The organism is Ruegeria sp. AD2(2025) (assembly GCF_056542385.1).
Window position 1 is genome coordinate 48219 of the sequence record NZ_JBQFZS010000009.1, and the last position, 25041, is coordinate 73259.

25 protein-coding genes are annotated in these 25041 nt (G+C 54.2%); 8 read left to right on the forward strand and 17 right to left on the reverse strand.

Annotated features, from left to right (window positions below):
• The first annotated feature begins 39 nt into the window (after positions 1–39).
• On the forward strand, positions 40–1779 hold the full coding sequence (locus ACR1XV_RS16505; protein ID WP_480533295.1) for a hypothetical protein: 1740 nt from the start codon (positions 40–42) through the stop codon (positions 1777–1779).
• 60 nt (positions 1780–1839) lie between these two features.
• On the opposite strand, the gene ACR1XV_RS16510 is transcribed toward ACR1XV_RS16505, so the two are convergent.
• The 16 genes from ACR1XV_RS16510 to ACR1XV_RS16585 form a co-directional block, all read right to left on the reverse strand.
• A complete protein-coding gene (locus ACR1XV_RS16510; RefSeq protein WP_480533297.1) occupies positions 1840–2247 on the reverse strand; it encodes a hypothetical protein in 408 nt (135 codons plus the stop codon).
• A 123-nt stretch (positions 2248–2370) separates the two neighbouring features.
• On the reverse strand, positions 2371–2898 hold the full coding sequence (locus tag ACR1XV_RS16515; protein ID WP_480533550.1) for a hypothetical protein: 528 nt from the start codon (positions 2896–2898) through the stop codon (positions 2371–2373).
• Complete coding sequence (locus ACR1XV_RS16520) at positions 2835–3338, reverse strand: hypothetical protein (protein ID WP_480533556.1); 504 nt, start codon at positions 3336–3338, stop codon at positions 2835–2837. Before ACR1XV_RS16520 ends, ACR1XV_RS16515 begins: the two co-directional genes overlap by 64 nt.
• Before the next feature lie 67 nt (positions 3339–3405).
• Positions 3406–3711 carry a DUF5983 family protein gene (locus tag ACR1XV_RS16525; RefSeq protein WP_480533299.1) on the reverse strand — a complete coding sequence of 102 codons (306 nt, stop codon included), beginning with the start codon at positions 3709–3711 and terminating at the stop codon, positions 3406–3408.
• Positions 3712–3773: 62 nt separating this feature from the next.
• Positions 3774–4295: a hypothetical protein gene (locus ACR1XV_RS16530; RefSeq protein WP_480533301.1), complete on the reverse strand. Its 522-nt coding sequence runs from the start codon at positions 4293–4295 to the stop codon at positions 3774–3776.
• A gap of 81 nt (positions 4296–4376) precedes the next feature.
• Positions 4377–4754, reverse strand: coding sequence for a DUF6915 family protein (locus ACR1XV_RS16535; RefSeq protein ID WP_480533303.1), 378 nt, complete (start codon positions 4752–4754; stop codon positions 4377–4379).
• Positions 4755–4765: 11 nt separating this feature from the next.
• Positions 4766–5239, reverse strand: a complete 474-nt coding sequence (locus tag ACR1XV_RS16540; RefSeq protein WP_480533305.1) for a DUF6878 family protein — start codon at positions 5237–5239, stop codon at positions 4766–4768.
• 84 nt (positions 5240–5323) lie between these two features.
• Positions 5324–5623, reverse strand: coding sequence for a hypothetical protein (locus tag ACR1XV_RS16545; protein WP_480533307.1), 300 nt, complete (start codon positions 5621–5623; stop codon positions 5324–5326).
• On the reverse strand, positions 5610–5849 hold the full coding sequence (locus ACR1XV_RS16550) for a DUF6117 family protein (protein WP_480533309.1): 240 nt from the start codon (positions 5847–5849) through the stop codon (positions 5610–5612). The genes ACR1XV_RS16545 and ACR1XV_RS16550 overlap by 14 nt, the downstream gene beginning before the upstream one ends.
• Positions 5850–5913: 64 nt before the next feature.
• Positions 5914–6351: a hypothetical protein gene (locus ACR1XV_RS16555; protein WP_480533311.1), complete on the reverse strand. Its 438-nt coding sequence runs from the start codon at positions 6349–6351 to the stop codon at positions 5914–5916.
• 76 nt (positions 6352–6427) lie between these two features.
• Entirely contained in the window at positions 6428–8476 is a 2049-nt protein-coding gene (locus ACR1XV_RS16560) for a ParB/RepB/Spo0J family partition protein (protein ID WP_480533313.1), read from the reverse strand.
• A 142-nt stretch (positions 8477–8618) separates the two neighbouring features.
• On the reverse strand, positions 8619–9011 hold the full coding sequence (locus ACR1XV_RS16565; RefSeq protein WP_480533315.1) for a DUF3768 domain-containing protein: 393 nt from the start codon (positions 9009–9011) through the stop codon (positions 8619–8621).
• Positions 9008–9520, reverse strand: a complete 513-nt coding sequence (locus ACR1XV_RS16570; protein WP_480533317.1) for a zincin-like metallopeptidase domain-containing protein — start codon at positions 9518–9520, stop codon at positions 9008–9010. Before ACR1XV_RS16570 ends, ACR1XV_RS16565 begins: the two co-directional genes overlap by 4 nt.
• Positions 9521–9752: 232 nt before the next feature.
• Positions 9753–11519, reverse strand: a complete 1767-nt coding sequence (locus ACR1XV_RS16575) for a phospholipase D-like domain-containing protein (RefSeq protein WP_480533319.1) — start codon at positions 11517–11519, stop codon at positions 9753–9755.
• Positions 11519–14908: a DEAD/DEAH box helicase gene (locus ACR1XV_RS16580; protein WP_480533321.1), complete on the reverse strand. Its 3390-nt coding sequence runs from the start codon at positions 14906–14908 to the stop codon at positions 11519–11521. The genes ACR1XV_RS16575 and ACR1XV_RS16580 overlap by 1 nt, the downstream gene beginning before the upstream one ends.
• Positions 14909–15071: 163 nt before the next feature.
• Entirely contained in the window at positions 15072–15455 is a 384-nt protein-coding gene (locus ACR1XV_RS16585; RefSeq protein ID WP_480533323.1) for a hypothetical protein, read from the reverse strand.
• A gap of 361 nt (positions 15456–15816) precedes the next feature.
• On the opposite strand from ACR1XV_RS16585, the gene ACR1XV_RS16590 reads away from it, so the two are divergent.
• From ACR1XV_RS16590 to ACR1XV_RS16620, 7 genes are all read left to right on the forward strand, one after another.
• Positions 15817–19251, forward strand: a complete 3435-nt coding sequence (locus ACR1XV_RS16590) for an AAA domain-containing protein (RefSeq protein ID WP_480533325.1) — start codon at positions 15817–15819, stop codon at positions 19249–19251.
• 38 nt (positions 19252–19289) lie between these two features.
• The gene (locus tag ACR1XV_RS16595; protein WP_480533327.1) at positions 19290–19616 is read left to right on the forward strand and encodes a VpaChn25_0724 family phage protein; all 327 of its coding nucleotides are present in this window, start codon (positions 19290–19292) and stop codon (positions 19614–19616) included.
• 87 nt (positions 19617–19703) lie between these two features.
• A complete protein-coding gene (locus tag ACR1XV_RS16600) occupies positions 19704–20099 on the forward strand; it encodes a hypothetical protein (RefSeq protein WP_480533329.1) in 396 nt (131 codons plus the stop codon).
• Positions 20100–20212: 113 nt separating this feature from the next.
• Positions 20213–21355 (forward strand): radical SAM family protein, encoded by a 1143-nt coding sequence (locus tag ACR1XV_RS16605; protein WP_480533332.1) that lies wholly within the window; start codon positions 20213–20215, stop codon positions 21353–21355.
• A complete protein-coding gene (locus ACR1XV_RS16610) occupies positions 21352–21933 on the forward strand; it encodes a 3'-5' exonuclease (RefSeq protein WP_480533334.1) in 582 nt (193 codons plus the stop codon). Before ACR1XV_RS16605 ends, ACR1XV_RS16610 begins: the two co-directional genes overlap by 4 nt.
• Positions 21930–22502: an AAA family ATPase gene (locus ACR1XV_RS16615; protein ID WP_480533336.1), complete on the forward strand. Its 573-nt coding sequence runs from the start codon at positions 21930–21932 to the stop codon at positions 22500–22502. Before ACR1XV_RS16610 ends, ACR1XV_RS16615 begins: the two co-directional genes overlap by 4 nt.
• Complete coding sequence (locus tag ACR1XV_RS16620; protein WP_480533338.1) at positions 22499–23455, forward strand: aldo/keto reductase; 957 nt, start codon at positions 22499–22501, stop codon at positions 23453–23455. The genes ACR1XV_RS16615 and ACR1XV_RS16620 overlap by 4 nt, the downstream gene beginning before the upstream one ends.
• 351 nt (positions 23456–23806) lie before the next feature.
• Here ACR1XV_RS16620 and ACR1XV_RS16625 read toward each other — a convergent pair whose 3' ends face one another.
• A complete protein-coding gene (locus tag ACR1XV_RS16625) occupies positions 23807–24757 on the reverse strand; it encodes a hypothetical protein (protein WP_480533340.1) in 951 nt (316 codons plus the stop codon).
• Positions 24758–25041: the final 284 nt, after the last annotated feature.

Consider the following 25041-nt stretch of genomic DNA (forward strand, 5'->3'; position numbering starts at 1 on the left):
GAAGAAGATCATTCAAGCTTTTCTATCCGCGGATTATAAATGGCCGACTTCGAAGGCGAAACGCCAACAGACATCAATGAGAAGCCACCTGAACTGGAACCAGCAGCGGATTCCGGTTCTTTACCGGTTCCGATCGCAGCCCGAAAAACCGCTGAGGCCGGATCAGGCGGACGGTGGCATGGATTGTTATGGGGTGCAATGCTTGGAGCAATTGGTTCATTGCTCGTTGCCATCCTGCTGCTTGACAATGACCCGCCCAAGCTTGGGGTAACTGCAAAGCAAATTCGACCTCAAGGTGTCCCCGGTGTACCTGCCAACTTCGAGGTTACGTCCCAGTTGCAGACCTTTACTTTGGAGGGGGATGGTTCAAGGTTCGAACACTTACAAATCGACGCGATTGCAGAAGATCCTGACAAACCAAAGAATCCGCCTGAGACTAAGGACATCGAGTGGAAAATATTGCCGCCAACGAATGGGGCAAAGGCAATTCAACTGTTGTGTAATGACAAATTGCTGGAAGGGTGGTCGTGTGAGACGGGGCGAGTTGTCGCTCATGCAGAACAGCCCGGAGAACAAGACATTCATGTTTCATACACGGACACAGGAAATTGGCTTGGATTGTTCCGGAAGCCTGATAGCCGCACTCTGCGCGTAAGTGTGGTTGAAATCCCAGAGCCACGCCCAGAAATTCGCCCAAATGGCGCACGTATTTTCACAAACTCGGACCAAGTTCTTACTGTCGGTGGTGAGCATCTTCGGGGTGAAACGAGATATCAGTGGCAGGTCGAAGACCCAAATGGTAGGATTCATCTTTCTGGCGAAGGTAGTCGCTTTCCGTTTAAGGCAGTGACACCAGGGATATATTCTGTTGCTTTGATGGCATCTGACGCCTGGCACACTGTTCAAGCCAACCCGGTGGAACTTGAAGTCGTCCAACCCGAAGTCGTTCCGACCGCCCAGTCGCAGTTAATCGAAGCTTCTGCGCAAGGGCTTGTTAATTTCCCGGACCAGACCGTGGAACTGCGTGGTGAAATTATCACCTACGGTCAACCTCTTACCATTAGGGCGCGAAAAATTGTCGCCATAGACGCAATCATCCGTGCGTTCCCTGTCGATGCCACGGCACTCAACGGACAAGCCGGCAAGATTGGTGTTCCAGGACGAAATGGAGGGGGCGGGGGACAACGCGGCGGTGATGGTAGCGCAGGACAACCTGGAACTGCCGGAACGGTTGGTTCAAGTGCGGAGATCATTACAATCGAGGCCGCACTGTTCGAGGGCAATCTTGCACTCGATGTATCCGGTCAGTCAGGTGGCCGCGGTGGAGACGGTGGAAACGGCGGAAACGGCGGTGCTGGGGGACCTGGATCAAACGGAGCATCTGGCGCCTTTGATTGTAGCCGCGGACCAGGCAACGGTGGTAACGGAGGCAATGCTGGCGCTGGAGGGAATGGGGGGTCAGGCGGCAATGGAGGCGACGCCGGAGATGTGACAATTGATATCGGTGAAATTGCACAGAACGCTCGCATATCGATTGATGCAATAGGGGGTCTACCCGGTGCAGCAGGCAGAGCTGGTCACGCAGGCAATCCGGGCTCGGCCGGCTCACGCGGTAGTGCTCCGGGTTGGTGTCAGCAAACGGCGAGCAACGGGGTTCCGGGTCAATCCGCAAGCACTGGCAGAGAAGGTGTTTCCGGAACGCCCGGAGATGACGGATTACTCTCCCTAACGATTGGAGAAGTGCGCATTGACGGAAGTGGGAAACTAAACTGGCCCTGATTTGTGGATCACTACGGTGTAAACCCCAAATTTTGGGCAAAACACCGGACATCCAGAGGTTCACACCTCCAGATAGTCAACCGGCAACCCGGCCTCTATGGGCCAGCTCCAGCACAAGCAATCCACCCTTTGTGCGTCCGCATCGCCGCCAACCGGCACATTCAAAACAATAACCCGGTCGGCCGGAACGCAAAGCCGCCGGATTGACATATGTGTAATGCCTCTCACCAGGCCAGCAGAAATCAGCGACAAGGTCAGCCTGTCGGATAAGGTCCGAGGCGCGGTGAGCGCTTTCGTTACGGAAGACAGCGCAATTGACACCTTTTTGACCGGAGGCGTCGATGAATTTGCGCCAGACAAAGAAGGCATCTCCGGACCAGGTTCTGAGGACGATTTTCTGACCCGGTCCGGCGAAGAGCTTTCGCTTTCGGTCGTCTTTGTAGTGGTAAGCGGAGTAATGTCGTTCATAGAGCTTCAGGCAGGTCCGGTCGCCATCCTTGGTGATCCACCAAAGAGGCTCCGGCCTGCCTTCCCTGATTTGAGGTGTTGGATTGTGCGTGGCGATGGCTCCGGCGTGCCCAATGAGCGACATTAGCCGAACCGTTGGCCATCACCAGTGAAGGTGAAGCCATTTGCCGAAATGCTCTCATCCACCACATCGTCCGAGGACAGGTACTCATATTCAGATTCCAGCTTTCGATAAAGCCAGTGCGCCAGATCACGGAGCGCCTCGATGACATTTTCCTCGGCGTCCGCGGTCATGTCCTGCCAGACCGGGCTGTCCCGCGTCACCGCAATCGCCATACAATATTCATGGGAATAGCGGCCCTGTTTGCCGATGTCGGCGCTGAGTTGGTAGAAATTGCGCCGCTGAATGGCAGTCAGATCATCGGCGATCCGATGCAGAGCATCATCCGAAGGCGCATAGGCCCGTATTGCAGACGTGGCACTCTTGGCATAGCTATAGTATCCTTCGAAGGATGCCCCATCGCCCTGAGACCAGAAGCCGGTAAACCAGATACAGGGGTCCTGTCGGATACCACCACCCATCAGGCTCACGGGCCGGGTCTTGAGATGCACGCCGAGGATCTCGCAAATACTGCCAAAATCCTCAAACAGGAAACTGTACCACTCATAGTCGAAGGCCCGTGCGCGATACCAATCCCGTGCGTCGGTTTTCGCGGCGTCGGACAGTTGGTCCAATCAACGGTTTCCCCGCTTGAAAGATCAAGCACATATGCCCCACCACCAAAACCATCGGGACGGGGACGGGAACAGGTATTGGCGTATTGGAAGCCCCACAGACCCGACAGATCAAATGTGACAGCGCAGTGTTTGACGAACGTGATCAGGGCCTCGACATCACCGGCGCCACCATCGGCTATCAAAAGCCAATGGCCTCCCTGATCTTCGGCAACCATGAGCTCAAAACCATCGGAAAAATTTGACTGGTCCGACGGTTCCTGCTGGTTGGCAGCGTAAATCTCCAAAGCAGAGACTGCATTCTCTGGCGTCAGCACATCGAGCAGGCAAGAGAATTGGGTAAAGTAGTCAGCCATGGTGGCCTCCTGAAGTAATTTGCCCGGGACAGGCCCGGGCAGTGAAGATGAAATTGAAAACCCGGGATCAGCCCGCATCCTCAAAAACCGGCAAGTCGGGGTTCTCTGGCGCATCACAATCAAAGAGGATGTATTCGGCCCCCTTGGACCGAGCATGGGCCATGATCGCGGCAAGCTCATCCGGCAGGTCTGGCTGCGGGTCTTCTTCCGCCCAGACAAACCAGCCATAGGGCGTTGATGCGGTGAGAACCGCCCCGCCATCGGCCATCAGCTCAAGCATGTCATACGTTGACTGTTTCAGATGCGCCGTTGAGCAATCAAAAAACAGCCGCAACGGATATGTGGGGCGGTGAAGGTGAGATAAGTCCGGCATTCTATGCCTCCCGAATGGAATTTTGCCGGTCGTGAAACCGGGGTTTTGATTTGGAAAGAGGATCAGGCCGCGCGCGCAGCGCGTACCGGGTCGGCAAAGCGCCAAACGGGATCGATGAGACGCACCTCCAGCACCGCCGCCTGAAAGCGAAGCCGCCGAGCCTCATCACCTTCGTCGCGATCCAGCGCCGCCATGGCGCGAGAGCGGATGCTGGATGCTTCCAGCACGACGTTGCGCGCTTCGACATCTGTGGTCACCGGGGTGCACCAGTCGAAATCGAACGCCGCTATCTGACCACCCAGACACAGGCGCAGGTGTCTGTCAGTGATGGTCAGCAGATTTGGCGTGAAGCTTTGGAAGGCATCGACACAGAGGTTAACCTGCCGCCCGCGCCGTTCGGCGCAGGCGACGGCCCCGGCAAAGCTGCGAAATCGGCCGATCTGAATGCTGGTCGAGACGGGGTAACTTCCCAGATCAGGATCATGGGTGATGGTCTCGCCGACGCAGGACAGGGTGAACGGGCCCGTGTCGCCGATCAGGGCCGGTGCTGCATCGATTTGGAAGTCTGAAACAAAAGCGTTCATGGCTGGTTCTCCGATGATGGGCGCCGGGAGCCTCTCCCCCGGCCTTCAACCCGTCATGGAAACCCGAACCCTCCTCTTCCTCTATCCGTCGGCTGGCACAGCATCAGACAGCGCAGGCTCGACCAGCGGCTCGATCTTCTGTGTCCGCCCCATCCAGGGCTCGGGTCGGATCGCATGGACCCAATCCGCAAAAGACGGGATATGTCCCAGGTCTTCCTTCACATGCTGCTCACCCACCCACCGGGTCGGAATGACCCGGCCAGTGGAGAGCGTGATCGTCGGGCCGAAGATGGTTTCGGCCATAAAGATACCTTCTGCATGGTGGCGCAGGGCACGGTGGCGAAAGTCGGCGGTAATCTCCTTGCTGGCGTCAAACCAGCTATGGATGGGGAGGTAGTCATCGACCTCGCCGCCCCATTTCTTCACCGAGGAGAGCGCATGGTGGTAAGGATGTGCCATGATCGTTGTCCTCAGAGTTCATATTCGTAGGATTCGGTGGCGGTGTAGCGCTCGTTGTAGTCAAGCGTGATGGTTTCGTCCCCGACACGGAAAATGAACTCGCCGAAGGCCCCGTCATTGTTCTCCCATCCGCAATGGGTCTCTTCGAGGCAATCATAGGCCATGCTTTCGATCGCTTCGCGCAAGGGCTCGGCTCGGGTCTCAGACTCGCGGCCATGACGCGCAAAGGTCAGTTCGACGATATCATCGGGCATCGCGACGATCTTGTCGTTTGATGTGGCTTCCGCATCTTCAACCTGGCCGCTGTCCCCATAGCCATCGAAGCTGACCACAACCTGAGTGATGTCATGGGACTTGAGGGCTTCAAACAGGGTAGCTTTGTTCTGCACGCGCAAACGGGCGGCCTCGGTCTGGTAGGCGGCGCGATCCGCCTCAAAGCGCGACATTGATGCAGCAAAGTCAAAAGGTGTATTTTTCTCGGTCATCGGGACCCTTTCGGATGAGAGCGGGACAGGACGAACCCGCCCTCGCTCTCGATCGGACAGGTTCACCCTGTCCCGGACCACCTTTCACTCTGTCCAGAGCCCGTCGGCAAGTTCACGGACAATCAATGCGCGGGCGCTCATCAGGACATGGTCACCGCAGGTTTCCGGATGTTCGAAGAATTGCGCGGCAACCCCGTTCTCTTGCCAATCCTGAAAGTAACAATACCAGCACTCGGTCAAACGATAGACCCGGAGGTCACGCGCCCAATGGGGTTTCGGCTCCACGACGACGCGCATGCCGCTGCGGCATTCTTCCCAGGGAAAAGACCGATCGGCCACTGGCCGTTTCAGATCATCCGCGAATATCTCATCAACCGTCAGCATGTGCCGCGTCCTGCATAGGTGGGGTATAGAGGTCAAATGGGTTTTCCTCGCAGAGATGACCAAATGGCACCAATTGACATACGCCTTCCTCGACATTGACGGCGCAAACGACGTGCCGGAATTCACCCGTCGCTGTTTCCGCGCATTCCACCAAAGCCAGTCGGTCATCATGAGCGGCACGCAGAAGCGTTGTGAAGTTATTCCTAACATGGTCTGGAATGGACATTGGCACTCTCCTTGAAGGATGAAGCGCCCGGCATTTGTTTCCGGGCGATGTTGAAAAAACCTAGTCATTCACTGTCGGAAACGGTCTCACAGCGGGCATTGCGATAGCCTTTTTCGGCCAGCCAGATTTCGGCCGTTTCCTGGTCTTTTGCGAGATGCAGCAACTCGGTTTGACCGCCGGTTTCATTCAGAATCCGTACCGACCCTGCATTGGGTTTCTGGACGATCTCGAACCGCAATGCGCTGTGCAGACCATGCGTCCGCAAGAAAGTCATGCAGATCACGCCATTGGATGCGAAGTCACCCTCATGCAGGGTGATCGAACCGGGAAGCGAGAACGTACCTTCTTTTGGTGCTGTTTTGCTTACCAGCCGGGCTATGCCGTTGCGCCTTTGCCAATCGGCCAGTTTGCGGTGGTGTCGGGCCGGCGGTTCTTTGGTCCCGTCGGAGTAGCGGATGAGCGAGCCAAGTGGCGCTGTGTCGTAGATGGTCTGTGCAGACATGATGTCTCTCCTTGAAACAAATCGGCCCACCATAAGGGCAGGCCGATGAATGTGACGGACTTTGAATTGATGCTGCTCACTCGGCAGCGATCGGGACATCCGCGTCCTGATCCTCAGTCAGGAATTCCGGCAGATCGGACTCGGCAACCTCTGGTTCCACGTCTTCAAACAGGCGGAACGGCTCGGGCAACCAGCCACTATCTGCCAGAAGGCGCTCAGCCTCATTGGCCATGTCGCCTTTCTTCAGGTGGTCGATCAGCTGTGAAGCCTGCTCTCCCGCGCCTTCGCCGACCGCCTCAAGAATGCGTGGCTTGGATACCCGGCTGAGATAATTGTCCGCAGTGGGCACCCAGCCATCGGCGACCAGATCGAGGCCCGTCGCTTTGGCCAGGCGGTCTGCTTCCGACATCCGGCGCTCAAGCCCATGAGGTGTCACGCCGGCCCCGCCATAGGCATTGGGCTTCTCGTGCAGAGCATTCACCCCAAAGGAGACACAGTGTGCCAGAAGCGACAGCTGTTGATCCTGCGACAGCGCCGCGATCCAATCCCACAACGCGGTTGCGTCCTTGGGAATTTCCGCTTTCCAATCCTCGTGACGCTGGTCGATGGCCTGGGCCGCCGGGCAGCTGTCGAGATCGGGACCGCGCTCCGGGAAGCGGCTTTCGTGAATACTGGCCTCGACGGATGCGCCGGACAGGTAGGTACGGTGGAACAGGTCTTGTACCAGCTTGTGCAGGAGTGCGACCAGGGCCACCTCCGGATTACCCGCCACCGCATTGCGCAGCGCTAGCGTCCGGTAGGCGGTCAGTTCCACAAGCAGTTTGTCGGGCAGAGGCTTGATGGTTTCCGGCGCTTCAGGTTCGGGATCACCAACAGTCACAGTCGCGGACGGACCAGGCTCGCTGCCGTCTGCCGATTGTGGATCGGTTTCATCCTCACCCGCAATATCTTCAGGGCGCACCCAGCCACGCTCCTGTTTCAGAGACCCGTCATGATCAATACTCAGGAACACGCCCGACTGTGCTTTGTCTTCGTCCGAATAGACCAGCGGTCGATCATCGAAGGCTTGGAGCTCCTGCTCGATCTCTTCCATGCGATCATAAGCTTCATCCGGATATTCATCCGCTTCCGCGTATTTGGCTTCAATCTCCTCATTCTCCGCAACTAACACATCGCGCCGAGCCTGTTGCGCTTCGCTCAAAGGCACCTCCATTCCCTGCACCCGGCCATACTCACGCGTATGCCCGTAGGGATATTCGATATTGGCTGCGACCCATTTCCAACCTTCGCCCGCGACTTCATCGGCGCAGAGCTTCAGCTTTTCCATGGTCAGTCGATCCAGCAACGCCGCATCTTTGAGATACCCGCCATTGTCACTGTCGAAGAGATCGCGCAGGATGGTCCCGCCCGCAGCCTCATAAACCTCCTCGCCAACAAAGCGCGCACGGCGGTCTTGTGCCCGGACGGTGGTTTCTGTCAGCGTGCGACGGATGCAATGTGCGTTGTTGTTCCAGCTATCCTTGAGTGCGGCCCAGACCTCCTCCTGCCGCGCATGATCAGGGTGCACAGTAAAGGCCATAAGCTGTTCGAGGGTGATTTCCTCGTCTGCATAAGCGTCGAGTAATGACGGTGCCACGGTTGTCAGTTTCAGGCGCTGTTTCACCACTTGCGGAGTGACGAAAAAGGCAGCGGCAATCTCTTCATCGCCGAGGCCCTGATTACGCAAGGCGGCAAAGGCGCGAAACTGATCCAGCGGATGCAGCGCTGCCCGCTGGGTGTTTTCCGCTAGGCTGTCATCCTCCGCGGTGATGCCATCGGCGGGATCGCGGACAATGCAGGGGACCTTGGCGGTGATATTCAGACGTTTCTGGCCCACCAGCAGCGCCAACGCCTGATAACGGCGCCCTCCGGCAGGCACCTCAAATTTGCCAGTTTCCGCGCCATTCTCGTCCAGTTCAGGACGCACAAACAGACTTTGCAGCAAACCGCGCCGGGCAATGTCTTCGGCCAGTTCTTCGACCGACACGCCCGCCTTGATCTTGCGGACATTGCTCTGCGACAGGGTAAGTTTGTTAAAAGGAATGCCGCGTGCCTGCGACAAGGTGATTTTCTGGGACCGTGCCATATCGTGTCTCCGTTGGAAGGTTTCGAAGACGGGCCCGGTCACTCTCTCGCGCCCTCAAACCCGTCACACAAAAAACGGCCACCCTCTTCCTCGAAAGACGGCAGCCGTTGGCACCAGACTTGTGATTGGGAGCGCTGCGCCCTCAGTATTCCGAGGGCAGCAGAATAGTCAGAACACGCCGGGTCTGATCAGGGTCGCTCGGCACCTCGGTGCCATAGCCGTAGTCGCGATCATAAAGATCAATGCGCCACCAGACCGTCTGGCCCTGTACCTCGAACACACCCATCTCATGCAGCGCATAGGGATCGGCATCCGGGCTGAAGGCATCAAATTCGGCGGTGAGCTGGATTGCTTCTTGCATGAAGGCAGGCCCGTGATCGACCACGCCAGGCGTGACGAGAAGACGACCGGCGATCGTGCCCGGTTTGGCTGGAGCGTCGATAATTGCACGGCGGAACTGGTCGTTCTGAGACGCGATCAGCGCGGTTTCGGCATTGGTGTCTGGAACCGCAGCGGCGGTGGTTTGTTGGGTCATTTGGGGAACTCCGCAACGGGCACCGGGAGCCTCTCTCCCGATCTCAAACCCGTCCCTCCTCCCCTGCCCGCCTCTGACTTTACCGGTGCAACAGTTGAGCAAACTGGCACCGGTGCGTCGAGATGTCCGGCACCATTAACCTCGCATAACCCGCCCCCAACCGGTTGCGTGCCAAGTGAAAAATCGTCAGAAAGGGCGCATCGTCGGTGCACCGACGCGGGGAAATCAGCAAGCCCTGTAAAATTTGAATGCACAGCCAGGCGGCCACAGCGCACGCCAATGGATTTTTTTACCCAACGGTTCTCGGCCGGATGGCGTAGAAATGTCCAGGACTTCGGTCTAAACACTGCGCTCCCCTGCCCTGGCCGGGGGTCTTGCTGACATCCGGCTGCATGCCGGTCTTCCCGATTTTTATCCCCGCGCATAATCTCCAACCACGATCCAATATAGTCGGCATGGCGCACGGTGGGCACGATCCCCAGGGATGCGCAGCTGAAGGCGGCGGTCAATTCCGCGCATTATCCTGACAGTCAACTAAGAAAAGGCCCTTGTTGAGCAATCTCAACACTCAAAAACACGAGATCTGAGACTAGCCCCAAAAAATGGCGTCCAACAAAAAAGGGAAAAGCACTGCGGTCAGGAAACAGCTCTAACCTAACATCTGCTTTATGGGTAAGTTGTATCTCTGCAGTACTCCGATGTATTCAGCTAATCTGCTCAATAAAATTCAAAGGAGCACATCTATTTTTCCTTGGGCTTGGTCCTAAAATCACCGTCGATCTGAGGGACAACTTCTTGCAGTTTCCTAAGAACGGTATCGCCCACATTCGGTCCGGACAAATGAATTCCAATCTCTGACGTCAAGTCCTCGTCACCAACCGTCGCCGATGCCCAATTTAAGCTAGTGACGACCGCATCATCGCCATCCCATATCAGGAATTTTCCGTGAATCGGCGTCCGCTTCTTCTGCGTGTCTAAGTGTACGAATTTGACACCTTTCGGTTCGTACTCGCGACGCAGTGCGGTCACATCGCTTCGGAATTGGGGTTTTCGGATCTGAGTGTAGACTACCCGCATGTCAGTCACGTTCCGAGCAGCGTTTGCAGCTGCTACCAACATGGCCTGTTCTGCACTTGATCCAAATCGATGTGAGCCAACAACCAAACGGCCCCTCGCTTCCGTGGCGGCCCTTCTTATAATGCCAGCATGTTCGTTCGCAGGAACAATTCTAACCGTAACTCCCTCAATGTCAGGGGACAAAGACGTCTGAACGATGGCGTCACCCCAACGGTTCAACGCTCCCAGAAATGATACAAGGTCATTCGAAAGCGGGGTATTAGAGAAGGCTGTACGGCACACAGCCGCAATCTGAGCGATTAAAGGTGGGTGCCGCAGCACAACCGATATCTCTACAGCTCTAAACGGTGTCGAAAGCCAGTTGCACGAGCCTGTTACCGCCAGATAACCTCCTTCTCCATCGTCAGCGATCAGAAATTTCGCATGAGACATAACTGACTGCTTGTGCATCCGGATCCGGCTCGAATGCCGAGATGATGCAATGCGCGCAGAGAGAAGTTGTGCCCTCTCCAAATGTTTGCCTGCATCTTCTCCTGCGACACCATACAGAAGATCGACCTGTACACCTCTTTCGGCAGCGTTTTCAAAGATGGGCCAGACATCCTCGACGTTTTCCACGTCAATAAAGGTGGAGAGGATCACGACACGGTCGGTTGCTGCCTTGACGATCTTTTCGAGAAGAGACTTGTGACTGGAGCCGCCGATGACCACATCGTCTGGGTCCCAACGAATCGTCTGTGGCTCAAGAGACAGCCGCTTTCGCTCCGTTACTGGTGCAACCTTGGCCAACGCCCCACTACGTCGCGATTTCACCAGAATGGCGACTTTCCGCGCGTCATCTTCCGCTAAGTTTGCTAGAGTTTCTTGACGAATTTCTAAGTACCCTTCGCGGATATCGATTGATTTGGGATCTATTGAACGCACGACTTCGTTTGGTCTCAACCGAACGGTTTCTGTCAAACGGTCGTAAATCGTTTCCATTTGCTCTCTGTTGTTCAACTCATGAGCGAGCGGGATCAACATCCCAGCATCTAGCCGACTGTCTTTTGAAGGTACAAATCGAACGTCGGAAGTTCGCATGATACTACCGGTCAGAGGCAGAAACACAGCACTTATGGGTCGCGGGCGTACTTCTTCATCGACACGCGGCTCTGCGCCAGATGCTATTAGATCTGCACCCAATCCCGTCGCTCTGAAGTAACCGATCCCTTCTTCGAATGTGAGCTCAACAAGTCCAGCACGCATTAGCCGCGAGATCGTCGCCGTAAGGATTTGCGCTTCGATCGCCAATTGTTCACCCAATTCGCCCATCGAAGCTTGCGCGCGAACAAGCTTAAGTAATACCGCTTCGTGTAGCGACGTCCATCGCTGCTGCCGCGCAACAAATGCACGAAACCGCCATCGTACGGCTGATAAGAAAACAGATTGCATTAGCCCAACTCTCCCGGCTTCAAGAAGCGGACCCCACTCGAATTGTTATCCCGTTCCCGTAGTTCCCTCACCAAATCTCGAACAAACACCCATTTGGGGTCTTTTCCACTAGGGTTCATTCCTTTGGCTGCGAGATCCATAAACGTCATGCTGGTAACGATAATTAGTTTGTGCTTTGCGCGGCTAATCGCGACGTTCATTCGACGGCGGTCCCGCAAGAAACCGAGTCCTCCGCCTCCTACCTTACTGTTGTTGCGAACCAAACTAAGTAAGACTACATCCGCCTCACTTCCTTGAAATGCATCGACTGTGCCGACAAACCCAAGATCCTCTCGGACTGGCCGAAATCCTTTAGGAGCCCCAGAATGAGGGAAAGCTTGGAGCAGCTTTTGCCGTATCAACTCCACCTGACCTTTGTAAGGCGATAGGATCGCGAGGGTGGGCTCGTCACCATTCTGGGAATTTCCCTCCAAACATCCTAGGGCTTGGATTATCTCATCTGCCTCGCTTGGATTCGAAAGGGATTTTCCTTGTCGTTGTTCGAAGGCATACTTTCGATCGGTGCTTTGAAGGCTGGGGAAGTCAATCACAACGATTGGGTCAGAGGGCAACACACCAGTCACCTTGAACGGGTCATCCCGCACCTCTGCATCCTCTGCAGTTGTGAGTTTACCCGTATAGAAAACTTGAGATACCACCTCGGCTATGGTTGGGTGCATCCTTCGCTGTTCGGTAAGAGTCACTGAAACTCGTCGATGACTTTTCCCGTTCAGTTCCGCTTCTCTCTCGTCCTCTGTTACCAACGTACGAAAGGGTTCCAGCAGTCGGTTCGAACGACCGATAGTTTCACTGAAGCGCGTGTCATCTTTCACTAGTGCTCGTAGCATCGGTAGGAGTTCTTCGGCTTCGCTTGAGAGGTCCAGGCGATCTTCGGCTATTTCGAGAATTTTCTTGGCGACTTCAGGCTCGAAACGTCGCGCAACCTGGTCGGCCCTGTGAGGGGGGAGTTGGTTGTGATCGCCAATCAGTACTTTGCGAGGTGCGAGGGACAGGGCACCAGCCAACTCTGGTCCCAACGCGCGCGCGGCTTCCTCTACGATGAGCCAATCGAATTCTTCTGAACCTTCGGCAAAATCGCTGATCGTCATCGAATTCAAACCGGCCAATACTACGTTTGCCGAGTGCATCACGAGGTCGCCAACGCGAGCAATCATCTGAGGTCGTGAGCTTTGCTCTGGGCTATATTCTGTCAGCGTATCGTCTAATGAGCGCCGAAAGTTTGCGAAGGACAGTTCCTCGAGCGCATTGCTTCTGCGTAGTTTCGTAAGCGCATCCAGTGCCGCCGCGTCGAGTTCGGCAAACCGATTTTCGTCGTTTCCGATCCTTACTGCAATGACGTCGTCGGACAGCACAGTGGAAAGCGTTTCGTGGATGTTCTTCAACGCTTCATGGCTTTGAGCTGTAACGAGTATGCGTGCATTTGGTTTGCTGACCAATATCTGCTGGATCATGCGTGAAACAAGATAGGTTTTCCCTACCCCTGGCGGCCCCACAACGTAGACGTATGGTTCCGTCTGAGCGATCAACTCGAGCGCCCGTAATTTAGGTTGATCTAACGTTGCATCAGGCGGACCAGATAATTCAGCTGCCGGACGAATACGCCTGCTGTTCCAGGGGTCATCAAGACCAACGGTCACATCGGTTCGACCATCTAGCAGCACAATATTCCGAAGACGTCGACGAATTTGGCTTTCTGTGCCAAGTTCGCGTGGCGGCTTGAGGTAGAGCTTACCTTGAGGGATCTCCGAACATTCGAAGACGTACTGCTGCCCACCGCTACTGGCAAGCTCCGCCTGAATGAAATCAATATCAATATCACCTGCTCCACTCCATCCCAGTTTGGGAGAATTCGAGAGCCGCCAAGGAGTGTCATCAGATCTGTCCAACTTATCCGCAAGACGTTCAGCGTCAGGACGTAAGCCTGCCTGCTCGACTAATTTTTGGTGATCTGCGCTTGATTGGAGCCGAAGAACGACACGCCCCGCATTAGCGTTTGTCTGCTCTAGAGTGACTGGGAAAGCATCAAAGGTCGCGGCAACCGCTTCGATCACTTCGATAGCAAGTAGGGCATCTCTGACATCCGCGGGTGCAAGCTCATCGGCCTCAGGAGGTCGTGCAAAATGATCCCATTCAATCGCCGATGCCCCTAATCGTCGAGCCGCTTCAATTGCTTCCTTCCGGTTTGGAACAACTTGGACTGGTGAGTCCAGCTGCCTCGGCTCAGCGGCCCCGGTCCCTCTACCGTCGTTGGGAATCAAGAACTTGAGGTATCCAATCCGCCAATCGGTAGCATGCCGCATAGGCTCGACGATGTAGCGGAATGCACTAGTTACAAGTTCACATTGTTCTCGGTCATCACCCTCAAAACGCGCTGCAACGCGAACGTCAGACCGTAGGTCTGCTTGAATCCATCTGCAATGTGCTTCAAAATCATCAGGATCAATCTCTATCTCGGGATGTGCTGTCAACTTAGGACCGAGAGTAGTCGGATTGGGTAACAATATCAGCTGGCCGCGCCTACCACTTTCCAACCGTCGAAGGTCTGCAATTACCGCTTCGATATCACGTGCGACGATCTGAGCATCAAGAGGCTGGTTCGGCCGCGGTACTCGCAAAAGGTTTAGAACACCATTCTCAAGAGCCGTTGTATTTGTTCCGCCAACGCCTGTTTCCGGATCTGGGTGTTCTTCACCAAGAAGCTTGGCAGCTATAGCTCCGAGCGCGGCCCAATCGGCTCGGAACGAACACGGAAGGTTTAGACGACTCCGGGACCGGGCCACCCGCCCAGTGTCCTTTTCTGACTCCAAGCGCACGCTCCACTCAAAGCCGCTCAGTCGAAAGTCCGGCTCGTTGCTGCCTTCGGAAAAAATGCAATCTAGAGTAAGCCGTCCATGAACGATAGCCTGATCATGAAGAATGCCCAATGCACGTGCGACACGGGAAATATTTTGCCAAATCAGTATCCGCTTGCGACCGACAGGGACTTCTTGAGAGCGTCCACGGCGCATGCTCGGAGAGAGGGGATCACCGCGGTCGGCTAAAAGTAGTGCAAACTCCTGATCGTCCTCAAGTTCCTCCAACACATCGACGATAAGGTCGCTTGCGTCACGATAACGCATAAGACGACGCACTTGCCGCATTTCGTGCCGCCATAGAGAACGCAACTCGTCGTCAATATCTCCCCCAGTTTTTTTCCATGTCCGCAGCCTTCTTTCGGCAGAGCCATTGGCGTTATCATAGACGCGCCAAAGCGTCCCTTGCAGCATGGCTTCATCGCCCGGTGCGACGGCGTCATCGTCGAACTCAAAGCGATCTGTAAGTGATTTCATCAAAAATAATTCCCTGACCCCAAAAGTTTGTTCAAATACTACTCTCTTCCACTTGCTGTGAGCCTATGCTTTCGCCTTTGGAGTTATGAGCCATATTTCGACTTTGCAGAACAAGTCATAGTTGCGCAACATCCGATGGCTAAATCAGCTTCAATTAAAGATGTCATTGCTCTGAAAACTCCCTGATCACATCACAAATACGCTCGTGCTCCGACTTCAGAGATGACCGTTGCACATCCGACAGTCGCTTCTCCTTTAACAGCGATTTGGCGTCTACGGCCGCTTTCTGCCAGGCCGGAAGATGCCGGGCACGGATGCAGGCGTTGGGATACTTCGATGGTTGACACAGCGCGGTCTGTGGCTTGCTCTGATCGGTAGCGGCCTTGAGGCAAAGCGCCAAAGAGGGATCGAAGAAGCAATCTGCCAAGACACCGACATGCAAGGTGCGCGCAATATCGCCCAGCATCGTTCGCAATCGCCCCCGATCAGCGATACGTGCAGGCAATGCATCAAATTGCTGTGCTGTTTCGTGAAACGAAATGCCCAAGCGCGGGGCTGCAGGTCCAGCAAAAGTGTCGCCGATCTGGTGTGCATCGAAATACTCCAGAATGTCCTCCAGTTGGCCGTATTGGCGTTCTTGCTCGACCTGCAGCCGAAACCCCGAATGGCTTGATCCGGAATATCCCTCAAAAGTGGCGACTGAAGCATGTTTTTACTGGATCATGCCGGCGAGACCCACGATGTTTCACTGATTGCATCTTCCGGTAAGGCGAGAAATAAATTTGAATTGAAAGTGCATACACTCTTTCCCGCAAAGGACTGTCGTTGCGATTTAATAAGCCAGAACTAGAAACACCAAGGCGCTATTCATCCTGCGCGACCATAAATTCGAAAAGTACGTTGAAACCATGACCCTCAATAAAGAGAACATTCTCCGCTACTGGCGCGCCTCCCTCGCCGATGGGGCACTCGGAGAAGGTAAGTTCCGACACGAAGATCGCAGCAAATTTGTGTCGCTATCACCTGAAACACTCAAGTCCGGAGAGTTACCATCGGACCAAGTCGAGGAAATCTTCGATGGTAAGGACAAGGACGTCGATACAGTCTCGGTCCGGTTCTGGCCGCTGGTGACCGCACGAAAGAGTTCTCATGGTTCCGCCGTTGGGGACAGAATGCCGGAAATCGTGGCTCCGGTGGTCACGGAAGGCTACATAGACCGGAAAGGGACTATCACACCAACCCGGAACGCAATCGCGCGGGATGTTCTGGCTCCGATCCCGCAAGGCGTTTTCTCCATCGGCACGGTCGAAGATCTGGACGGCTTCCTGACAGAGCATCCACTGTTGCTGAAAGACGGTGAATCTCCCTGGAAGCAATACTTGGCTCATTGTCGCAAGATGGTGGATTCCGTTGCTCAAGATTGGCCACGCGGTGACGATGACTACAAATCCATTGGTGAAGGGTTTCTCGAGACGTCCGATGGCGCATCGGCAACGGTGCGTCGCATTCTGAACCTTTACGATGTGCTGCTGAAAGAGAAGCCGGACACTCCGCTGCTCACCCAATACGCCCTGCCCTCTCCATCGGATACCGCTGAAACACCGGGCGTCGATAGCAATTTTGGAAGACGACTTGGGCATTCGAATGACAAGTTTGCGCTGGCCGATCAACAGAGGCAGGTCCTATCCTGCCTCTCGGATCAATCTCCGGGCAATGTGCTCGCCGTCAACGGCCCACCCGGAACCGGCAAGACCACCATGCTCTTGTCCGCCATCGCCGATGCCTGGATCCGGGCCGCCGTGGCTGAAGAAGAACCTCCTGTGATCGTCGCCGCATCCACCAATAATCAGGCGGTGACAAATATTATCGACGCCTTCGGAAAAGACTTCGCACGCGGGGAAGGTCCGTTTGCAGGGCGCTGGTTGCCCGACATCGAGAGTTTTGGCCTGTTCCTGCCCGCGGCATCCCGGGAGGCCAGCGCCTCGGCAAAGTACCAAACCGAAAGGTTCTTTCAGAAGCTGGAAAGCCAGGACTACTACCTGAAGGCCAAACAGGCCTATCTGGACGCGGCTGCAGATGCCTTTCCGGAATTGGTCGAGCCCGATGTAAAGAAGATCGTGGCAGCGTTGCATAGGCAGATATCGGCGGATGTCACACTGCTCACTGACGTGGAGAGCGCTCGAGCGTCATTGGATACCAGTCGCAGAGCTGTAGAAAAAACACTTGGCTCCGACCCGGAGGCTGCGGAAGCAAAACGGCGCACTACCCGGAACCTGCATGCAGCAGAAGTCGAGAGCATGAAAAGCGTGAGGATGGCCTGGGACCAACATCAGGCGGAAGAGTCATTCCTCGTCTCCCTTTTTGGCTTCCTGCCGTCCGTTGCACGAAAAAGGCTGCTGCGTGCGAGGTTGGCGCTGGATAAGGCCGGGTACAGAAAAGACTTGTCTGACTGCCGGGATATTGATGCCCTAGACCGTGCCATACACAGTGCTGTGACGGAAGCAGCGAGGGCCTTGGAGGACAGCGAAACGGCTTTGGCGAGGGCGCAGACGCTGCGCAAAGTTCTGAAAACCACGGAAGATAACTGGGAAAAGGCGGTGACGGCACTTGGGGTCACCAGCCCATTGCCCGTTGAAGATTTCGCAAAACTTGATCGTTTTGCGGATTGCAGCATTCGGTTCCGCCTGTTTCTGCTGGCCACCCATTATTGGGAAGGCCGCTGGTTGCTGACAATGGAAGAGAACCTGAAGGACATCGTCTCCTCGCACAAGAAAACCGGAAAAGCCGCGGTAGTACCACGCTGGAGGCGGCGCATGATGTTAACGCCCTGTGCGGTTTCGACGTTTGCCAGCCTGCCCGGCAAGATGATGTTCACGAAGGGACCGGTTGATGGCTTTAAAGAGCATCATCTTCTGAATTTCATCGACCTGTTGATTGTTGACGAGGCGGGACAAGTCTTGCCCGAGGTTGCGGCTGCATCTTTTGCGTTGGCCAAACGTGCCCTCGTCATCGGCGACACCCAACAAATCGAACCGATCTCTTCTGTGCCCGGCCCGGTCGACATCGGCAATTTGCAGGACTGTGACATCCTGCCGTCCGATTTTTCTTCTGAGGATCTGCAGGCTGTCTCATCCCGCGGCCTGCGAACGGTTGGTGGCAGCGCCATGCACCTCGCCCAGGAATCCTGCGCGTTCACCCCTTACCCGGAATTGGAGAAGGGTCTCTATCTGTTCGAACACCGGCGCTGTTATGATGAGATCATCGGTTATTGCAATGCTCTGTGCTACAAAGGCGCGCTGCAGCCCAAACGTGGTACGGCCAAGGACAACAATGGGTTGCCTGCCATCGGATACCTTCATATCGACGGGATCGCGACGAAGTCAGGTGGCAGCAGATCGAATGCGGTTGAAGCACGTACCATCGCGGCTTGGCTGGAGGACAACCGTTCCTCCCTTGAAGCGAAATACGGCAAACCACTTGAGCAGATCGTCGGTGTCGTCACGCCTTTTGGACGACAGGTACGCGAGCTTCGGCAGGCATGTGCGGCGCATGGGATCGATGCCGATCTGCGTACTGGGATGACGATCGGCACTGTTCATTCTTTGCAGGGCGCAGAGCGACCAGTTGTGTTGTTTTCGCCAGTCTATTCGAAACACGCGGACGGATCATTCATCGACATATCCCCGAGCATGCTGAATGTGACCGTTTCCCGTGCGAAAGACAGTTTTTTGGTCTTTGGCGACATGGACGTCTTCTCAAACGCCGCGCCGGGCACACCCCGCGCCTTGCTCGCGAGTTTCCTGTTCGCGGAGGAAGGCAACACGCTTCATTTCCAGTCGGAACCCAGGACCGACCTGCAACCAGATTTGGGGCAGTTGATCACTTTGCGCGATGCTACCGAACACGACACCTTCCTTCTGAAAGCACTGGCCTCCGACGCGGACCGGTTCGTGATCGTTAGTCCATGGATCATAACCTCGACTATGAAACGTGCAGGTTTGTTCGATGGCTTGCGCGATGCCGTAGCACGAGGGGCTGAGATCGAAATCTTCGCTGATCCCAAATTGAACGAGAATCTAAACAGTGATGGCGTCAGCCAGCTTGAAACCGCGGAGCGTGCATTGTCCGATATCGGAATCAAACTGCGAAAGACCAGACAGCTGCACAGCAAGATCGTAGCGATTGGTACCAGTCAGCTGTGCATCGGTTCATACAACTGGCTAAGCGCAGACCGGCAAGGAAAATACGCTCGCCATGAGACATCGCTCGTTTACCAGGGGCAGCGTTTGAAACGAGAGATCGACGTCATCACCGACAGTCTGCGACAGAGGGAGGTTGGATGATCAGCCTCCAGAATAATTTGGACAGCAATAGATAAGCAATGGGACAAAAGGAAAACAAACCGGATCCTTTGGTGGTGTTGAAACAAGCGCATCGGAGATTAGCGATACTCCGACACCTGTCACGCGCACCTCGATACCGCTTGAACGAGCTACTGCTCGACGATCTGCTGACGGCCATAGGATTGACTGGTAGTGTTGAGGAACTCCGAAGCGATCTGGAACTTATCGTGGCTTCAGGTTTAGCAGAAAAAGAAACCGTGGGCGAAATCCAAGTTTTCAGACTTACGCAATCTGGCCTCGAGGTTGCCGAAGGAATGCGATCCGTAGAGGGCGTGCTGAAGCCACCACTAAATTGCCATTATTAAGTATGCAGAGGCATCTATCGAGCGAACCCCGAAAAGGGCGCTACCGCACAATCAAAAGCATCAATCAACCCAATGAATGGCGAATGCATGAACCAAAAACCGTCCGAAACGTTCCAATGGGGTGACCGAGTCGATCACAACCGATTTGGCCTCGGAACCATCTGTGAAGAGCCTCAGGGCGACAAAATTACCGTAAAATGGGACGATCCCAATCGGAAAAACTCCAGTGTCGTTAGCTCGTTTCTGCGTCTCGTTACGCGTCCCGACGAAAAAGGCGGCGCATTTTGGCACAATGAATACGTGAAACTACTTGGAACCGTAAAGTCCGCGCGCGCGGCATCAGATATTACCCTGAGCCGTGCATTTCGACCTGCCAATGGAGACGGTGTCACAAAGCTTGATCAAGCTCTGGCTGTGGAAGTCGAAGCTTTGGAAAAGCTGCGAGCGTTTCTGCGTCAGGATGAAAACGGTGAACATCGTTAACTATGGAAAGGAGGGAGGCTTCGCAAAGAATAGCCAGAGCGCTCCCGCTAAATTGTGCTTAACCCAATTACTCTACCGCGATCAATCGGTGAGCTCATTAATAGGACTAACCAGTGCCATTCGACCCAGATATGACTTTTGCTAAAACCGGCTTGCGGGCCGCTCCCAAAAATCTACCAGCCGATCTATCTCAGGTAATCGAATACCGCAAATCAGGGCTCAGCCTTAATCACGTTGTTGGATGCCCGTTGGATTGTGGCTACTGCGTCCGTCATTTGTTCGAAAACTTCGATATGAAGCGTCCTCATCTCATTGTGTCCGACGAGGACGCGGTGGATCAACTCGTCACACACGCTGCTTTCCAACCGCACCATACTCCTTTGCAGATTTTTAATAGGGCGACAGACCCGTTCCTCCCGAAGGTCAAAGAGCATCTGCACCGAACTCTGGAGTTACTTGATGCGCTGAGGCTGACCAACCACGTACTTGTCATCACACGTTGGAAAGTGACAGAGGAGGATGTGGCACGACTGGAAACGTTGAAGCATTTACGCGTAACTGTCTTGGTCACTTGGTCCGGAATAACCGACGTGCGTATTGAGCCGATAGACAGTGCTATCGCGGAGAGATCCCTCAAAACGTTAGCAGAAGGCGCTTCGAGAGTTCGCCGGGTTTTGTACTGGAGACCGATTGTCGCCGGGTTAAACGATAGCGACGAACAGATAGCGAAGGCTGCAAATCTGAGCCGTTACGCAGACGCGACTGTCTACACCGGCCTGTTTCACAGAAAGGAAATCCGGGACTATCTTCGATCTGTCAATGTACCGGATCTCTATGAAGATATTGCCCGTCGCAAGATCTTGCCCCGCGCCGTCGAAAACAAAATTCAACGGCAGTTTGACGGACTGTCTTTGTTCCGAAAAACTTCTTGTGCCGTTGCTTTTGCGCATGGAGTGCCGGACTATAACGGCCACTATGGTATCGAACGGATCTGCGACATTTGCCCATCTCACCAAAAGGAAATTTGCGCGAAGTCGCATATTGTGCCCTCTTTCGATCTGTTGAAGGCGCTTTCGGTCCAAGTTGGATTGGAGAATAGCAGTATGGAAGTCCATCCCGGACATGTGTCAGTTGCGAACAGCACAGAACAGCAGCGCTATTTCATTCAACATGCGACAGGCTTTCAAGTGCATGATCGCGCTCATCCTCATCTTCCTGGGCGCCATGGTCGAGCGGAAGAAGGTTGGGCAGAATGAACCGACAGTGGGCAATTGATATTGAAGGGAACGGTGCCAACCCACCAGAAATTGTCGAACTCGCGATCGTCGAAATGGACGGCCGTAAGCTGACTGGGAACTTCAAAAATTGGCGCTTTAGGCCAGCTACACCCATCACGCCGATTGTGACAAGAATTCACGGAATAACGAACGACGATGTTGTAGATGAACCGCCAATAGAAGAAGTGATTGATGATATCTATCTTTGGATAGAGCAATGCCCAATCGTTGGTCACAATGTGAGGGTTGAGTTGGAGGCGTTGACTTCGGTCTTGCCAGACTGGGCGCCGACAGCAGCCTATGACACATTGAAACTGGCTCGTTTTTTGTTACCCGAACAAGAAAAATATGGGCTCGAAGCCCTCGGAACGGCACTGGACCTAACAAGCGCCGCAAGTCTGGCAATAGGAGGCGGCACCGCCCATTCGGCCCCATATGACGCTGCTATGTCTGCAATTTTGTTTGATCGGTTGCTTGAACCTCTGTCTCAGGCGGATCGAAAAGATGCTTTGGCTAGAGTTGACATCACTTTGGGGCAACAGGGTTCGTTCTTATGAAAAAAATACGGAAGATAGCCGTCGCAGGTACACATTCCACGGGAAAGACCAGTTTTCTCGAGCGTTTGAAAACCGTATTGGAGTCCACCGGCCTTAAGGTCGCCTATGTGCATGACAGCGCTGAGGAGGCTCGGCAAAACGGTTTTCCAATTTTGAAAGACCATACTTTTGAAAGCACTTCCTGGCTCATCGGACAAGCAATTCGCCTCGAGGCGTCTGCAGCTCTGAAAGCTGATGTCGTCCTCATTGATCGACCGGTACCGGATGCATTGGGCTATCTTCTCGCCGCATTGAGCGTGACAAATCGGACTTTGGAGCGAGACAAACTGAAGCGGCTTGAAGCCATCTGCGCATCATGGGTAGGTGAGTATGACCTGGTTTTCGAAACTGAACTTGACCCAACAATACCTCTGGGACCTGGCCGTGATGGAGACCAGAGTTTTAGGATAGCCGCTGGAACTGCGATTTCGGATGTGATGAATCACATCGCTCCTGATCGCCACAGGTTGCAGAGTGACAATGTCGAGTTGTCTATTGAGATCGCGGTTTGCTGCGCCACCACTGCATGAACAGCACAGTTCGTGAACAGGCGTCGGAAGCTGCAGCTACATTTGCCGGGCCATATCGGATCGGCGTCGGATGTATGGCCATTACAGGCCTTTATGGCCATGTACCCAATGATCAGGCGCGATCTGTTGTCCGTAGGGCAGCCGATCTGGGTTTCCGTCTTTTTGACACCGCTCCACTATATGCAAATGGCGCGAACGAAGAACTTCTAGGAGATGTATTAGGCCACGATCCGGGCACGTTCATTTCGACAAAATTCGGCCTCTATGAGCAAAAAGATGGCTCGCTTCTTCGCGACAGTCGCCCAGCTGTCATCCGTGCTTCGGTAGAAGAGTCACTTCGGCGCCTGAAGAGAGACCGAATTGATCTGCTTCTTCAACACCGACCGGACCCTAATGTTGATGACAACGAGGTGGCTGACGCGGTGAATGAACTTGTTTCAGAAGGAAAAGTTGACGCATTTGGTTTATCTGGGACCGGAATAGATAGAGCCCATTCAATAAATGCACGCTGCAGTGTGGCAGCAATCCAAAACGAGCTGTCACCGTTGAGCGGTTCAAATTCTTTGCGAAGTCCAACAGATATTGCTGAACTCGGAGCTGTTTTTATGGCCTATGCGCCCTTGGCCCGCGGCTTGCTGACAAAAACAAGGGCTGCAGAAATGGACAGCGATGACTATCGCTCAAAGTTACCTAGCTTTAGCAACCCTGGAAGTTCAGTCCCCGACACCCTGAGCAACGCTATCACGCGCCTGGCCTCGAAATATGAAGTCCCTCCTGCCGCAGTGGTACTTCATTGGGTCCGATCAATAGCACCAAATGTTATCCCCCTGCCCGGACCTCGCCGACTTGAACACTTATCCGACTTGTTACTTGCAGCTGAAGCAAAACTCTCATTGGACGATCTGTTGGACGTGGAAGAATCCCTGTCAGAAGGGCTAAGCGTTCCGGAGTAAGCGGCTGATTTTCCCAAGCACTTCCGCGCCCAGTAGGAACTAAGCGAATTGGTAGCCATTTTAAAAAGCCGCTCTAATAAAACCGAGGTGTTGGCAATGCTTTACGCAACTATAGCTCCACGCTCACCTGTAGCTTTCAGCAGCTACAATGCCTTGCCAATTGGTGCCGCAGGCCCCTTCAAGAGTTAGCGTCACGCCTGTTGGCATTCCAAACAGGTGGCACCACCCGCCAGCGTTCCCAGCTTGAACACAGTCGGTGCAATCCGGCTCGCCATTCTCGTATCCTTTTAAAGGTTTAGGATACACGTTGGCCAACTGTCCAGTTTTCCGGGACCACTTCAAGCCCAACTGTTAGGAATTAGCCAAACTCAAATCCAAGCGAAGTCGCAACTCGTCGTCGAGAAGCACCGCGTAATATCCTGACGCGTTCTTTGGGAAAAAAATGAGGTTGACAACCTCAAGGTTCTTTTGTCGCTCAGTAAGCCATGCACCAATTTTCTTGGCCTTCCATTTCAATCTTTTGGATGGATTAAAAAACGTAGAAATTTTCCCATCCACAAGCGGAAACTCCATGTCCGCAAGTGCATCGGAGTAAGCACCTGCAGCTAAATCGGCGATAGAAAGCGCGTCTTCTATCACAAGCGAACCATCATCGGACTTCGCTGATCCAAGTCGAAAGTGCCCTAAATTGTGGTTTGAATGTGCTAATACTTGCTCGCCAAATAGTTCCGCAAACTTCGTATGTTGCTCAACGTTACCCAATACTGAATCCTGGTCTAGAAACACGAGAATATTCTGGTACGAATGAGATTGGCTAGCAGCTAAGTACGAACCGAAGGCTATGATTTTTGCTGCCTTATCTGCGGTCTTTGGCTTCCAATGACAAAAGTCTTGCTCTGCCTCATCAGCCTCAGATGACTCAAATATCGATCCTGCATTCTTGGGAAGAGCCACATTAAATAGAACCGCCTCAAGCTTGCCAGCCGCTTGTAAAAAAGGGGATAGCGTCCGTTTCCGAAAGTTATCGTTGAGTGACTTGTAGCTCATTCTTCGACGCCGTAGACCCGAATACTGTCTGAAATTGGCCTGCCAAGTCATCCAGTTCCGTAGTGCCACATCGGCAACGAACAAAAAGCTGAATGTTTCGAAGTTGGCCTGCTTATGTTCCCCCGAAAAATCGCAAAAACCAAAAAGTGTTGAGCTATGCCGAACATGATGTGCACCAACATACGTTGCGAGTCTGCGTTCGAGAACCGGCTTTAAAATCTCGCCTAAGCCTCTACTAGAAAATTGCAAATTCATTCTCCCAAGGCGGGTTTGTCAGTGTATTCATCATGATTTAATCAGTGTCTTCTGGCGGGGACGACTTGCTTGGAATTGGCACACCGTTCTGGACGTGCCGCAGTTCGATGCCGCCCCTTTTGACAACATTTTTTGTGACAACGGTGACGAGCTATGGGTCTTAACCGGACGGACGAAATCCACGTTGATGCGACGCGGATCGCGATGACGAGCGGTCTGGCACGCAAGCGGGTTGCTTCAGATTTGGGTGTGGCGTGTCGACGCTGAACAAATGGGGGGCAGCG